This window comes from Enterobacter sp. 3U4, assembly GCF_057224565.1.
Map to the genome: position 1 here is coordinate 3,949,958 of NZ_CP136665.1, position 13,332 is coordinate 3,963,289.

The window sequence follows — 13,332 nt, forward strand, 5'->3', positions numbered from 1 at the left end:
AGGAGCGTGTATTGCGTTTTCTGGTTAGCAGATTACGTTTCTTGTTTTTTGTGATCGCGGTAAATGTTGGGAAGCAAGAAAGGCTAACATGAGGATTTTGTTAGGAATTAACTGAAACAGGGGTGTACAAGTCAAAAGAGAGGTGAAAAAAGTGGTGTGGGGTATGTGGTAAATGTCTGAAAGTAGCTATAATGCGCCCCGCCTCCATGTAGCAATCGAGGCGCGGAAGATCGTCATCTCCGGTGAGGTGGCTGGACTTCAAATCCAGTTGGGGACGCCAGCGTTCCCGGGCAGGTTCGACTCCTGTGATCTTCCGCCAATTAGCCTCTACTGAACTCCACTGTCTCAAGTAAATCCCCTATAATACCCGCAATTAAAGCTGATTATGTTCTCCCGAGGTCTACTGTCTCTACCAGAATCAAGTGCATTCTGGGGGCATAATGGGGGGCATGATTTATAGCCCCATTTTGAGATGCCCCCAATGAAGCTAACAGTCAGACAAATTGATACAGCCAAACCCAAAGAGAAGCCGTATAAGCTATCTGATGGTGGCGGCCTCTACCTTGAAGTAACTACCAACGGCTCACGTTACTGGCGTTTAAAGTATCGCTACGCAGGTAAAGAAAAGCGTCTTGCTTTCGGCGTTTATCCCGAGGTTTCTCTCGCTCAAGCACGCGAAAAGCGTGATGCTGCGAAAAAGCTGCTGTCTGCTGGAAGCGATCCCGGTGAAGTAAAGAAAGCAGAGAAAATTGCCCAAAAGCTTAACTATGAAAATACCTTCGAAGCTATTGCCCGTGAATGGCATCAGTTGAGAGCGGATCGTTGGTCATTACGCTATCGCGATGAAATTATTGATACCTTTGAAAAGGATATTTTCCCCTACATCGGTAAGCGCCCTATAGCTGAAATTAAGCCCATGGAATTGCTGGAAACCCTTCGTCGTATGGAAAAGCGTGGTGCATTAGAAAAGATGCGCAAAGTCAGACAGCGCTGCGGTGAAGTATTCCGTCATGCGATTGTGACCGGACGCGCTGAATACAATCCAGCACCCGATCTCGCCACAGCCCTCGCAACACCAAAGAAAACACATTTTCCATTCCTGACAGCCGAAGAACTCCCTCACTTTCTTAGGGATCTTGCCGGTTACACCGGTAGCGTTGTTACCAAGACTGCGACTCAAATCATCATGCTTACAGGGGTACGAACTCAGGAATTACGTTTTGCCCGCTGGGAGGATATCAATTTTGAAAAGCGGCTTTGGGAGATCCCTGCTGAAGTGATGAAGATGAAACGACCACACATCGTTCCGATGTCGGATCAGGTTGTCGAGCTCTTTGAGTCACTTAAACCTATTACCGGGCTATACCCACTGGTATTCGTCGGACGTAACGATCGAACGAAGCCGATCTCAAAGGAAAGCGTTAATCAGGTTATTGAGTTATTGGGATATAAAGGAAGGCTGACAGGACATGGTTTCCGCCACACGATGAGTACCATACTCCATGAAGAAGGTTTTAACTCAGCGTGGATAGAAACGCAGCTAGCCCATGTGGATAAGAACGCGATACGTGGGACTTACAACCATGCGCAGTATTTGGAGGGGCGTAGAGAGATGATGCAGTGGTATTCAAACTTTATTAAAGTGAAATGTATATCGATAAAGTAATTAAAATATCAGCTTTAATTAATTTTCAAGTGGGCATTTTAACAGCCCACTTTATTTTTATTTTTTGCTTCCAAATTGAATGCCAAAAAGCTTATTCTCAGCTTTATCTCCTCGCAATGTGAGTACAACTTTTGACCTTAAATCATCCATTTCTGACTTGGAGAGTGTTTCGGCCATAGCTTGGAAGTTTTCTGTGTTTAACGACGCTATATACTGTTTTCCATTAAATTTCACAGATTCATTTATGAATGCAAACCATCTTGAACGCACCCCAGGGTCAATATCAGCAAACAGGCGGTTGTCATGCCACAACATATTCATCGAATGATTTTGACCATACATAAATACTAACCAATCAAAACATAATATCCTTGCATCATTAATACCATCAGAATCATCTCCTTCTATTTGAATGCTTAAATCATAACGAATTTGATTATCACCGGTATTAACATCTAAGACTATACCAGCCGGTACTCTCGGATACAATATTTCAGCAAGCTCGGCAAATATTCTATCATATTCTGATAAAGGATTGGTGGAAGTATAATCAACCGCCAGTCTATCTTGTTCAACTTTTCTTTCTCTTAATTTTTGTGCTTTTTCTTGGAGTTTAGTTGCAAAGTTTAAGTATTCATGCAATCTTGATTTTTCTTCCTCTAATTCAGCAAGTTGCCTTGCAACGACGGAATATTCATCAAGCGCTTTTTTACCATTCAAAGATTGCAGATTTAGATCTCGAAGCTCTGAAACTTCAGCAATATTAAACCTGAGAATTTCCAATTCAGAAAGCAGATTTATTTTATCCTTCTCTAATCGTCTTTTTCTATTGAAAGAAAGTGAATTATGAAAATTTTCAACCGCTTCAAAATGAGCTAATGTTTCTGGTTTGAAAATATTTTGCAAACCAGAATATAAATCAAGTAAATCTTCTCTTGATATATCTGGATGTTCTAAAAGAGTTTTATCAATATTACTTATTCTAAATTCAATAATGTTTTTATTTTTTTCTAACTCTCGTACTTTCTTTGTTAATATATTTATTTCTTCTTCTATAGCTCGATATTTTTCATGAATCTGGAATTCATCTAGCTCATCTTTCAATTTCGGAATGACACGCTCAAGCCACTCATAACGAACTTTGGGCTGAGAACCAGCTCTAAACATATCTTTTAATATATCGTCGTTCTGCCAATTTTTTAAAGATTGACTAACCTTGTCTAATTCATGCTTATTATTTCTTTTAGACAAAATTAAGGTATGATCAATACCTAATAAAAATGCCGTTCGGAGTAAAGCTTCAAAATCAGGCTCTTTAGTTGTGCGAACTGGGCTAATGCAGTCATCCCTTGTATATCGTGTAAACCGCTTAAATAGTGACCTAAAGCTTAAATAAGGAATGTTATCATTTAAGTTAAATATGCCAGATTTATCCAATAACTCTTTGTATGCCTTTAAAGAAATAGGCTGATCATTTAATATTATTTTTTTCCCATTACCCGTTCTCGAAACTAAGTATTCAGTCCCGTTGTGTGAAAAAATTAATGTAAACCACCAATCAGGAACAGCAGAGGATAATTTTTTATCAGCATTTGCTCCTAAACAATGCTGTATAAGGCCAAGTACTAACGTTTTGCCAACGCCATTACTACTCCCTTCTTTTTCAGTTGAACTATCCCCTATTATTAGAGTTAATCCAGATTCATTGAAATATACAGGGTGAAAAGTTGGTTGATCGCAAGTTAAGCGGATTAGTTTCATTAAACTTCTCTTCTACTATAGTTCATTATCATTGCAAACTTCCAAAGTTAATCTGCCTTCTTCATCAACAATTATCTGCTTGATGCAAAATAGAATATCTAGGGCAAATATAAATTGTGTAAATGATGGAGTTATCAGCTCTGTGGATTTTTTTTGTTCAATTTTCGACCAGAGCTCATCGACAGATAGTGGTTCATCTATAATTGTCCGGATGTACCCAGCAATTGCTACTAAAGAATTGCTAAATCTAATATGTTTATGTGGCAGAAGCATTGTTTGGATGTTCATACGCATCGCACGTCTCAAAATATTTTGCCAAGATCAGCTCAGCGGCAAATCTATAGCTAGCTTTAGCATTTTCATGAATTCCTGATGGGAGTAATCTATCAATCATCCAAAGATATCTCAAGTCCGCTCGTTCAGGAATTTCGGAAGATATGGCTAATTTACTTTGTGCATAAGTCTCTTTGACTTCCTGTGCTATGCGTTGTTCTAAACCATTATCTACAGAATTGAGAAATTCATTTATTAGGTATAATTGATAGCTATTCATTTCAAGCCTTAATTTTATAGGCTTAGAAATACCATTTATTTTTATTTTCTCATCAAAATCAGGTGCTGTTTCGCTTAAAAAAGCCAAGTCTGAAGAGGATTTATATGCCAAATAATTCAAAACTTCGCCGACAGCACGACTATCTATAAAATCCAGATCTACGTCTGGAATTAAACCTACAATATCTTGCTTATCACACTCTGACAAAGACATAAACTCTTTGAGGAGTTCCATCCCTCCCATAGCTCCTGCATGGTCAAGGCATTTTTCGTCCGCAAGCTTTTTTAGGGAATTTCCTACAGGTGCAGGAATACCCTTAAAATAATCATTCATAACAAAAGTATACTTTGATACCTTTCCCCACTTAACAACTAACTTGTCAAAATCGCCAATCGATTTATTAACAGCTTCTAGCTCTTTGATTTGATTAGAAGGCTTGGGGCCATAAACCTGGAAGTAGTGAGCTTCGGTTTCTATCCATCCATCGTTTCCACCATCTCCCCAGTTTCCCCACGGTGATACAGCCTGGAATCCAGGGGTCGTATATTGCATAACCTTCGAAAAAAGAGCCTGAAAAGCATCGCCCATGCTTTCATGAATCTTCAGTCGAAATAACTGCCTGTAAAGATATTCTTGGTGTGTAGAACTCATACGACCCGCATCTTTGATGAACAATTTTTGATGATAATATCCTCTCTTTCAGTGATGTAAACCTGTTATTTTGAAAATTGGGACTACTTCCACTTTACAAAACCAAATTTTCTTAAATTCTACCAACCCACCCCCAAAACACATATGAAAAATCGAATATGACATTGACTCCTGTACAAACCTGTTTATCATTAAAAATATTTGTCGGAGGTATCAATGAAACTTACCAATTTACAACTCTTCAAAAATCTCTCCGATGAAACCCGCCTGGGCATCGTGCTACTGCTTAGAGAGATGGGAGAGCTATGCGTGTGCGATCTATGTACTGCGCTGGAACAGTCTCAGCCCAAGATTTCACGCCATCTGGCAATGCTCCGGGAAAGTGGACTTTTGCTGGATCGCAAACAGGGCAAGTGGGTTCATTACCGCCTGTCCCCGCATATTCCTTCCTGGGCCGCTCAGGTGATTGAGCAGGCCTGGTTAAGCCAACAGGACGACGTACAGGCCATCGCCCGTAAGCTGGCATCGGCAAACTGCTTTGGTAGCGGTAAGGCTGTTTGCATCTAAAAAATTTGCCTGAACATATATGATTTTACGAATGTGAGGTATTGAGAATGAAGACGTTAACGGTGTTTGACCCGGCAATGTGCTGCAGTACCGGCGTATGTGGCTCAGATGTCGATCAGGTTCTGGTTGATTTTTCTGCTGATGTGCAGTGGCTGAAAGGACGTGGCGTACAGGTTGAACGTTACAACCTGGCGCAGCAGCCCATGAGCTTTGTTCAGAATGAGAAAGCGAAAGCATTCCTCGAAGCATCTGGAGCAGAAGGGCTTCCGCTACTGCTGTTGGACGGTGAAACTGTGATGGCAGGGCGATACCCAAAACGTGCTGAGCTGGCTCGCTGGTTCGGTATTCCGCTGGAGAAGGTAGGGTTAGCTCCCACCAGCTGCTGTGGTGGTAATACTTCCTGTTGCTGAATATGTCAGGAGGACATATGAAATTCTTACAGAATATCCCGCCTTACCTGTTTTTTACTGGCAAGGGAGGCGTAGGAAAAACTTCCATTTCCTGCGCGACGGCTATCCGCCTTGCCGAACAGGGTAAGCAGGTTTTGCTGGTCAGTACCGATCCTGCCTCGAATGTCGGCCAGGTATTCGACCAAGCTATCGGTAACAACATTCGCCCTGTGACAGTAGTTCCTGGGCTTTCTGCTCTGGAGATTGACCCGCAGGAAGCCGCCCAGCAATACCGCGCCAGAATTGTTGATCCTATCAAAGGTCTTCTGCCAGATGACGTTGTTAACAGTATCAGCGAGCAGCTTTCAGGAGCCTGTACCACTGAGATTGCGGCGTTTGACGAGTTCACCGGCTTATTGACAGACGCTACCCTGCTGACCCGCTTCGATCACATCATTTTTGATACAGCGCCGACGGGCCACACGATTCGCCTTCTCCAGCTTCCCGGTGCCTGGAGTAGCTTCATTGAAAGTAATCCAGATGGTGCTTCCTGTCTTGGCCCAATGGCCGGGCTGGAAAAGCAGCGTGAGCAGTATGCTCATGCAGTAGAGGCGTTATCCGATCCTGAACGTACCCGCCTGGTTCTGGTTGCACGACTGCAAAAATCGACGCTGCAGGAAGTCGCCCGCACCCATGAAGAACTGGCTTCAATTGGCCTGAAAAACCAATACCTGGTGATTAATGGTGTGCTGCCTAAAGCCGAAGCTGAACATGACGCCCTGGCAGCTGCGATATGGCAACGTGAGCAGGAGGCACTGGCAAATCTTCCTGCCGGTTTATCTGAGCTACCGACAGATACCCTATTACTACAGCCAGTCAATATGGTTGGTGTGTCCGCATTGAAGGGACTGCTGGATATCCATTCTGAGGCGTTACCGCTCCCGGCAACGAACGTTCTGTACATGCCTGAAAACTTATCGCTCTCTGGCCTGGTCGAGGATATCGCTCGCAGTGAACACGGCCTGATTATGCTGATGGGCAAAGGTGGCGTAGGGAAAACCACGATGGCTGCGGCTATAGCCGTCAGGCTGGCAGACATGGGATTTGACGTGCATCTCACGACCTCTGATCCTGCTGCGCATCTGAGTACAACGCTGAACGGCAGCCTCAAAAACCTGCAGGTCAGCCGCATCAACCCTCACGATGAAACCGAACGCTATCGTCAGCATGTCCTTGAGACGAAGGGAAGAGATCTGGACGAAGCAGGGAAACGGCTACTGGAAGAGGATTTACGCTCTCCCTGTACTGAAGAAATTGCCGTGTTTCAGGCCTTTTCCAGGGTGATTCGTGAAGCGGGTAAACGGTTTGTTGTCATGGATACTGCCCCTACGGGGCACACGCTTTTACTGCTGGATGCGACCGGGGCTTACCACCGAGAGATTGCCAAAAAAATGGGGAGTAAAGGTCATTTTACTACCCCAATGATGCAGCTTCAGGACCCGGAACGCACCAAAGTTCTGCTGGTTACGCTTCCTGAAACCACACCGGTGCTGGAAGCGGCAAACCTGCAGGCTGACCTCGAGAGAGCGGGGATTCATCCGTGGGGCTGGATTATCAATAACAGCCTTTCCATTGCGGATACGCGTTCTCCGTTGCTTTGCCAGCGTGCTCATCAGGAACGGCCTCAGATTGAGGCTGTTAAGAATCAGCACGCTGACCGTATAGCGCTTGTTCCGGTGCTGGCGTCAGAGCCCGCCGGTATTGAAAAGCTCAGAGAGTTGATGAGTTAATTTTTTGGCATATACAGGGCGACAAAGTCGCCCTGTCAGGAGGTTTTATGTTACTGGCAGGCGCTATTTTTGTCCTGACCATTGTTTTGGTTATCTGGCAACCGAAGGGATTAGGGATCGGCTGGAGTGCAATGCTGGGCGCGGGACTGGCTCTGATATCTGGCGTTGTGAATGTGGGAGATATTCCGGTGGTGTGGAATATCGTCTGGAACGCGACGACGACCTTTATTGCCGTAATTATTATCAGCCTGCTGCTTGATGAGTCCGGTTTTTTCGAATGGGCAGCGCTGCACGTTTCCCGCTGGGGTAACGGTCGTGGACGTTTGCTCTTTACGTATATTGTTCTGCTCGGTGCGGCGGTGGCGGCACTGTTCGCCAACGATGGTGCGGCACTTATTCTAACGCCGATAGTCATCGCCATGCTGCTGGCACTAGGGTTCAGCAAAGGCACCACGCTGGCATTCGTCATGGCTGCGGGTTTTATTGCCGATACGGCCAGCCTGCCGCTTATCGTGTCGAACCTGGTGAATATAGTCTCGGCGGACTTCTTTGGACTGGGCTTCACTGAGTATGCGTCGGTAATGGTGCCGGTGGATATTGCCGCTATTATCGCCACGCTGGTGATGCTGCATCTGTTCTTTCGCAAAGACATTCCGCCAACGTATGACCTGGCTCTGCTGAAAGCACCGGCGAAAGCGATAAAAGATCTGGCAACCTTCAGAACCGGCTGGATAGTTTTAATTCTTCTGCTGGTTGGGTTCTTTGTCCTTGAGCCGCTCGGTATTCCCGTTAGCGCGATTGCGGCTGTTGGAGCTGTGATCCTGTTTGCAGTAGCTAAACGAGGCCATGCTATTAACACTGGCAAAGTGCTGCGCGGTGCGCCATGGCAGATCGTCATCTTCTCATTGGGGATGTACCTGGTGGTCTACGGTCTGCGCAACGCCGGGCTAACCGAATACCTTTCAGGTGTGCTGAACGTACTGGCGGATAAAGGACTCTGGGCTGCGACGCTGGGTACTGGCTTCCTGACGGCTTTCCTGTCTTCCATTATGAACAACATGCCTACCGTGCTGGTTGGCGCTCTTTCTATCGATGGAAGCACTGCAACTGGCGTTATTAAAGAGGCGATGATCTACGCCAACGTGATTGGCTGCGATCTGGGCCCGAAAATTACACCTATTGGTAGCCTGGCAACGCTGCTCTGGCTGCATGTCCTTTCACAGAAGAATATGACCATCACCTGGGGATACTATTTCCGCACCGGGATCGTCATGACTCTGCCTGTGCTGTTTGTAACGCTGGCCGCGCTGGCGCTACGTCTCTCTTTCACTTTGTAATGAGATACTGATATGAGCAACATCACCATTTATCACAACCCGGCCTGCGGCACGTCGCGTAATACGCTGGAGATGATCCGCAACAGCGGTAATGAACCGACCGTTATTCATTACCTTGAAAATCCACCGTCACGCGATGAACTGGTCAAACTTATCGCAGATATGGGGATTACAGTACGGGGGCTGCTGCGTAAAAATGTCGAGCCTTATGAAGAACTGGGGCTTGCCGAAGATAAGTTTACTGACGATCAGTTAATCGATTTTATGCTTCAGCATCCGATCCTGATTAACCGCCCGATTGTGGTGACACCATTGGGAACGCGCCTTTGCCGCCCTTCCGAAGTGGTACTGGATATTCTTCCGGATGCGCAAAAAGGTGCATTTGCTAAGGAAGACGGCGAGAAAGTTGTTGATGAAACAGGTAAGCGATTGAAATAAACATAAAGGGGGCAGACGCCCCCTTATTCCTGCCTCAAGGCATAAGATCTGAACCTTCTGGCAGAGTACTATTCCCTTCACCAAGTTTCATTTGCAGCAAAACCGTGTCAAGCCAGCGGCCATGTTTGAAACCAATGTCCTTTAATGTGCCTATTTCAGTAAATCCTGCGCGGATATGCAGCGCAACAGAAGCAACGTTAGCGCTGTCACCCACAACAGCAATCATCTGACGATATCCCTGAGATTCGGCCCATTTTAATGCATGGTCGAGCAGTGCTTTTCCGACGCCCTGGCGCTGATAAGCCGGATCAATATATATCGAATTTTCAACCGTGAACCGATAAGCATGGCGTTCGCGGTAACGGGAAATATAACAGTAGCCAATGATCGTATCGCCCTGCAGGGCGACATACCATGGGAATCCCCGAGACTGAATGCTCCTCAGTCGGTTAAGCATTTCCTGCGTATCCGGAGGTTCGGTTTCGAAGCTACCTGTACCATGCAGAACATGGTAAGCATAGATATTGCGTATCGCGGTAATGTGCTGTTCTTCAGCTTTGATAATGTGCATCGAATTGCTCCAGTAATGGTGTTTTACAAACTACCGAAATTCGCGACAGCAGGTTAAGCACTTAAGCTTATAATCTGTATAAGCAAAAGTTTGGCTACAGAAGATGGGGCCGCAGCCCCATCTATTAGCCTGCCATTTTTGCCAGCAGAGCCGCACCCACTGGTTCTTCGTTCTGCAGTGGTATTAATGCAATACGCTTTGCAAACTGCTCTGTAACGTCATTTATCAGCGGCAGTTCGCGACTGGCTCGGGTTACCAGGAACGGTGAGGACGGTTTCGCAGCAGCCAGACTGCTATTGATTACCCATGCCCATGGTTCAATTTCAGCCCGACGCAAATCCTGCTGCAGGTTTGCTGCTTCCAGTACAGGTGTCGTTTCGGCAAGCGTCACGATAATCACCTTCGTCTTCTCCGGGTCCTGCAATTGCATCATTGGTGTCATCACATGGTCATGTGTTTGCCCCATCTGGCGCACCATTTCCCGGTGATAGGCCCCTGTTGCATCCAGTAGCAGAAGCGTATGACCCGTTGGCGCGGTGTCTATAATGACAAAATGATCGTCTGCCTCTTTGATGATCCGCGAGAATGCCTGGAAGACGGCGATCTCTTCAGTACATGGTGAGCGGAGATCTTCCTCCAGCACCGCCAGCCCTTCTGCATCTAACCCTTTCCCCTGATTTTCCAGAACAAAGCGACGATAGCGTTCAGTCTCTACTTTCGGGTCAATACGGCTGACCTGAAGGTTTGGTATCGAGCCATCCAGCGTATAAGACAGATGTGCTGCCGGATCTGACGTCGTCAGATGGACTTTATGACCGCGTTTTGCCAGAGATACCGCCACCGATGCTGCAACAGCCGTTTTGCCGACCCCGCCTTTACCCATCGTCATTACCAGACCTTTACCTGTCAGGCTGAGTTCATCCACCAGCGAGGCAAGTTTTGGTAAATCCAGAGTGTTCAGCGTGGTAGCTGGGAGAGATATCGAGGCTTCGCTCTCTGTAAATAACCCACGCAGGGCTTCGAGACCGACCAGATTAAATGGCTTCAGATACAGCTGCGAGCGGGGAAGGTTCGCCAGATTCTCTGGCATAGCAAGTAGCGCTTTTTCCTCCCGAGCTAAAATACTTTGCGCCAGCGGATCATTTTCACCCACAAATGGCGGCAACACACCATTAATGGCAAGGTGTTGATGCCGCAAACCGATAGCAGACAGCTCATCATGCGTATGGGAAACCTCTTTCAGTGTCGAAGCCTGGGCGCGGGCAACCAGAACCAGACGCGTGAGTGCAGCATCAGAGAGCGCCTTAACCGCATCTGAGTACTGGTGCTGTTGTTTCTCCAGCCCCACCAGCGGCCCGAGGTTAGCGGCGGCATCGGGGTTCGCTTCCAGATAACCGCTCCAGGCTCCCGGCAGCTCAAGCATGCGGATGGTGTGACCGGTTGGCGCGGTATCAAATACGATATGGTCATATTTTTCCCGCAGCTCATGATTGGTCAGTAGACCGGTAAACTCATCAAACGCAGCGATTTCCGTGGTGCATGAGCCAGAGAGCTGTTCTTCAATACTGCTGACCACATCGGCTGGCATCAGCCCGCGAACCGGGTCGAGTACGCGGTCACGATAAGCCTGTGCTGCAGCCATCGGATCAACTTCCATCGCGGCAAGATTTTCTACGGTGCTGATATCTGTGATTCGGTGGCCGATAGTCTGGCTAAAGACCTGGCCGACATTGGAAGCCGGATCGGTACTCACCAGAAGCGTTCTCTTACCCTGATCGGCCAGCCATAACGCAGTAGCACAGGCCAGAGATGTTTTACCCACGCCACCTTTGCCAGTGAAGAAGATGAACGGGGGAATGTCTTTTAAAAATGGAATATTCATCAGTAATAGCTCCTCTGGAATTAAGGCATACGTGGAATGCTGCAGCAGCGTGGTTGCGTGTTGTCTTCACTCCAGTCCTGAGTAAGCGGAATACCTGACCAACGGGCGATATCTTCACGCGTCGGGAGTTTGCCTGCCATCACGAGCTTCCCATCGAGCAAGGTGACGGGGAGGGACTCCATTCCTGATGTGTTCAGGAACTCTTTGATGACGGGGGTATTCAGGAACTGCTGTGGGTTCTTCGCAAGGCTGTAGCGCTGAATATCAACGCCATTCTTTTTCGCCCATTCGGCGTTGGCGTTCCATTTGACGGCATTGTCGCTGACCACAACGCTGCTGGTTGCGCAGCAGCCTGCTGCTTCAAAGATCTCAATTTTTGACATGGACTGTTTACCTCAGTGTTTAGTCATTTGGCTTTACACTGAAGTAAACGAAGGTGACGGGAAAAAGATGCGCGATTAATTCATTTTTTTGTGGCAGCAGACGGGAGACGTGTCATCCGCCTCAATCTGACAAAGTTCTGTCATCGTTTCTTTCAGGTGCTTTCTGGCTCGAAGCAAACGGGATTTAAACGCCGTAAGCGTGATTCCCAGTTCATCGGCCAGAGACTGCTGGGGACGCCGGTTAAGGTCGGACTCTTCAATCAACCATCGCTCATCTTCGGGTAAAGCCTGTAATGTTTCAGGCAGGCAAATATCCAGCGTTGAGATTGCATCAGGGGATACGTCTGTTAATGGGGCATCTTCTTCCAGCTCAACAAACTCCCTGGTGGTGCGGTAATCATCAATCAGCAGATTCCTCGCCGCCCGATATAGCCAGGCTCGCGGATTCTCCATCTCGCAGAAACTGTCTGAATGAGCGCGGGCACGCAGGAATAGCTCTTGCAGAAGGCCTGCTGCTTTTTCGCTATCACCTGTCTTCGATGTCAGGAAGCGAGAGAGTTCGGCTTCATGTTGCCGCCATAACGCGCTCATGCAGTTGTTGAATGCCGTTACATCACTCATCCTAGCCCTCAGATTTTGCTCTGATTAACCCGCCGGGAAAGTTCTTCTGCAGACTCTTTACGTTCGCTGTAGCGATCGACGAGATAAGCTGAGCTACCTCTTGTGAGCAGAGTAAATTTCACCAGTTCTTCCATCACATCCACGATGCGGTCGTAATAAGACGATGGTTTCATTCGTCCATCTTCATCAAACTCCTGCCAGGCTTTTGCCACGGAGGACTGATTCGGGATGGTGATCATCCGCATCCAGCGGCCAAGAATGCGCATCTGATTTACGGCATTGAAAGACTGGGAGCCACCGCAGACCTGCATAACGGCCAGCGTCTTACCCTGAGAGGGGCGAACAGCGCCTTCCGAAAGTGGTATCCAGTCAATCTGAGCCTTCATGATGCCGGTCATCGCACCATGGCGTTCAGGTGAGCACCACACCATGCCTTCGGACCAACGAACCAGCTCACGCAGCTCCATGACTTTAGGATGCGAATCAGGCGCATCATCAGGAAGAGGCAAGCCAGAAGGATTGAAGATCCGCACCTCTGCGCCCATGGCAGTCAGCAGCCTTGCAGCTTCCTCAGTTGCCAGTCGGCTGTAGGAACGTTCGCGTACAGAGCCGTACAACATGAGGATACGTGGAGGATGGGGAACGGCAGGAACGCCGAATCTTGCCTCTGTGATTGAGGTGTCGAGCAAACCCGAATCAACATTCTTAAGATCACCTGTCATT

14 protein-coding genes and 1 tRNA gene are annotated in these 13,332 nt (G+C 47.2%); 7 read left to right on the plus strand and 8 right to left on the minus strand.

Going from position 1 to position 13,332, the window contains the following annotated elements:
• The first annotated feature begins 224 nt into the window (after positions 1–224).
• Positions 225–319: transfer RNA gene (locus RVY89_RS18800), tRNA-Sec, on the plus strand.
• Positions 320–481: 162 nt separating this feature from the next.
• Entirely contained in the window at positions 482–1,666 is a 1,185-nt protein-coding gene (locus tag RVY89_RS18805) for a tyrosine-type recombinase/integrase (RefSeq protein WP_057057301.1), read from the plus strand.
• A 57-nt stretch (positions 1,667–1,723) separates the two neighbouring features.
• On the opposite strand, the gene RVY89_RS18810 is transcribed toward RVY89_RS18805, so the two are convergent.
• The 3 genes from RVY89_RS18810 to RVY89_RS18820 are packed head-to-tail and all read right to left on the minus strand — an operon-like array spanning position 1,724 to position 4,631.
• A complete protein-coding gene (locus RVY89_RS18810; RefSeq protein ID WP_126498998.1) occupies positions 1,724–3,427 on the minus strand; it encodes a DUF2326 domain-containing protein in 1,704 nt (567 codons plus the stop codon).
• 15 nt (positions 3,428–3,442) lie between these two features.
• Complete coding sequence (locus RVY89_RS18815) at positions 3,443–3,721, minus strand: ABC-three component system middle component 6 (protein WP_071886832.1); 279 nt, start codon at positions 3,719–3,721, stop codon at positions 3,443–3,445.
• Positions 3,684–4,631, minus strand: coding sequence for an ABC-three component system protein (locus tag RVY89_RS18820; protein ID WP_071886831.1), 948 nt, complete (start codon positions 4,629–4,631; stop codon positions 3,684–3,686). Before RVY89_RS18820 ends, RVY89_RS18815 begins: the two co-directional genes overlap by 38 nt.
• A gap of 216 nt (positions 4,632–4,847) precedes the next feature.
• On the opposite strand from RVY89_RS18820, the gene arsR reads away from it, so the two are divergent.
• From arsR to arsC, 5 genes are read left to right on the plus strand one after another with little or no spacing between them, the layout of a single operon-like run.
• Positions 4,848–5,198: an As(III)-sensing metalloregulatory transcriptional repressor ArsR gene (gene arsR, locus RVY89_RS18825; RefSeq protein WP_057057334.1), complete on the plus strand. Its 351-nt coding sequence runs from the start codon at positions 4,848–4,850 to the stop codon at positions 5,196–5,198.
• Between the two features lie 47 nt (positions 5,199–5,245).
• Positions 5,246–5,608: an arsenite efflux transporter metallochaperone ArsD gene (gene arsD, locus RVY89_RS18830; RefSeq protein ID WP_000855179.1), complete on the plus strand. Its 363-nt coding sequence runs from the start codon at positions 5,246–5,248 to the stop codon at positions 5,606–5,608.
• A 17-nt stretch (positions 5,609–5,625) separates the two neighbouring features.
• Complete coding sequence (arsA, locus tag RVY89_RS18835) at positions 5,626–7,377, plus strand: arsenite efflux transporter ATPase subunit ArsA (RefSeq protein ID WP_057057333.1); 1,752 nt, start codon at positions 5,626–5,628, stop codon at positions 7,375–7,377.
• Positions 7,378–7,424: 47 nt separating this feature from the next.
• Positions 7,425–8,714: an arsenite efflux transporter membrane subunit ArsB gene (gene arsB, locus RVY89_RS18840; protein WP_057057332.1), complete on the plus strand. Its 1,290-nt coding sequence runs from the start codon at positions 7,425–7,427 to the stop codon at positions 8,712–8,714.
• Positions 8,715–8,726: 12 nt separating this feature from the next.
• Positions 8,727–9,152, plus strand: a complete 426-nt coding sequence (arsC, locus tag RVY89_RS18845) for a glutaredoxin-dependent arsenate reductase (protein WP_484826138.1) — start codon at positions 8,727–8,729, stop codon at positions 9,150–9,152.
• A 34-nt stretch (positions 9,153–9,186) separates the two neighbouring features.
• Here the strand turns inward: arsC and RVY89_RS18850 are convergent, their stop codons facing one another.
• The 5 genes from RVY89_RS18850 to arsH form a co-directional block, all read right to left on the minus strand.
• Positions 9,187–9,723 (minus strand): GNAT family N-acetyltransferase, encoded by a 537-nt coding sequence (locus tag RVY89_RS18850; RefSeq protein ID WP_057057331.1) that lies wholly within the window; start codon positions 9,721–9,723, stop codon positions 9,187–9,189.
• Positions 9,724–9,847: 124 nt separating this feature from the next.
• The gene (gene arsA, locus RVY89_RS18855) at positions 9,848–11,605 is read right to left on the minus strand and encodes an arsenical pump-driving ATPase (protein ID WP_484826139.1); all 1,758 of its coding nucleotides are present in this window, start codon (positions 11,603–11,605) and stop codon (positions 9,848–9,850) included.
• A gap of 20 nt (positions 11,606–11,625) precedes the next feature.
• Entirely contained in the window at positions 11,626–11,988 is a 363-nt protein-coding gene (locus tag RVY89_RS18860; protein ID WP_063448276.1) for an arsenic metallochaperone ArsD family protein, read from the minus strand.
• A 75-nt stretch (positions 11,989–12,063) separates the two neighbouring features.
• On the minus strand, positions 12,064–12,609 hold the full coding sequence (locus RVY89_RS18865) for a sigma-70 family RNA polymerase sigma factor (RefSeq protein WP_484826140.1): 546 nt from the start codon (positions 12,607–12,609) through the stop codon (positions 12,064–12,066).
• Positions 12,610–12,617: 8 nt separating this feature from the next.
• Positions 12,618–13,331 carry an arsenical resistance protein ArsH gene (arsH, locus tag RVY89_RS18870; RefSeq protein ID WP_484826141.1) on the minus strand — a complete coding sequence of 238 codons (714 nt, stop codon included), beginning with the start codon at positions 13,329–13,331 and terminating at the stop codon, positions 12,618–12,620.
• Position 13,332: the final 1 nt, after the last annotated feature.

Excerpts from the sequence above, each read along its gene's own strand:
- arsB (WP_057057332.1), top strand. The coding sequence starts at position 7,425 with ATGTTACTGGCAGGCGCTATTTTTGTCCTGACCATTGTTTTGGTTATC.
- RVY89_RS18865 (WP_484826140.1), bottom strand. The coding sequence starts at position 12,609 with ATGAGTGATGTAACGGCATTCAACAACTGCATGAGCGCGTTATGGCGG.
- arsA (WP_484826139.1), bottom strand. The coding sequence starts at position 11,605 with ATGAATATTCCATTTTTAAAAGACATTCCCCCGTTCATCTTCTTCACT.
- arsA (WP_057057333.1), top strand. The coding sequence starts at position 5,626 with ATGAAATTCTTACAGAATATCCCGCCTTACCTGTTTTTTACTGGCAAG.
- RVY89_RS18805 (WP_057057301.1), top strand. The coding sequence starts at position 482 with ATGAAGCTAACAGTCAGACAAATTGATACAGCCAAACCCAAAGAGAAG.
- RVY89_RS18815 (WP_071886832.1), bottom strand. The coding sequence starts at position 3,721 with ATGCGTATGAACATCCAAACAATGCTTCTGCCACATAAACATATTAGA.
- RVY89_RS18850 (WP_057057331.1), bottom strand. The coding sequence starts at position 9,723 with ATGCACATTATCAAAGCTGAAGAACAGCACATTACCGCGATACGCAAT.
- arsD (WP_000855179.1), top strand. The coding sequence starts at position 5,246 with ATGAAGACGTTAACGGTGTTTGACCCGGCAATGTGCTGCAGTACCGGC.
- RVY89_RS18860 (WP_063448276.1), bottom strand. The coding sequence starts at position 11,988 with ATGTCAAAAATTGAGATCTTTGAAGCAGCAGGCTGCTGCGCAACCAGC.
- RVY89_RS18820 (WP_071886831.1), bottom strand. The coding sequence starts at position 4,631 with ATGAGTTCTACACACCAAGAATATCTTTACAGGCAGTTATTTCGACTG.
- RVY89_RS18810 (WP_126498998.1), bottom strand. The coding sequence starts at position 3,427 with ATGAAACTAATCCGCTTAACTTGCGATCAACCAACTTTTCACCCTGTA.
- arsC (WP_484826138.1), top strand. The coding sequence starts at position 8,727 with ATGAGCAACATCACCATTTATCACAACCCGGCCTGCGGCACGTCGCGT.
- arsH (WP_484826141.1), bottom strand. The coding sequence starts at position 13,331 with ATGACAGGTGATCTTAAGAATGTTGATTCGGGTTTGCTCGACACCTCA.
- arsR (WP_057057334.1), top strand. The coding sequence starts at position 4,848 with ATGAAACTTACCAATTTACAACTCTTCAAAAATCTCTCCGATGAAACC.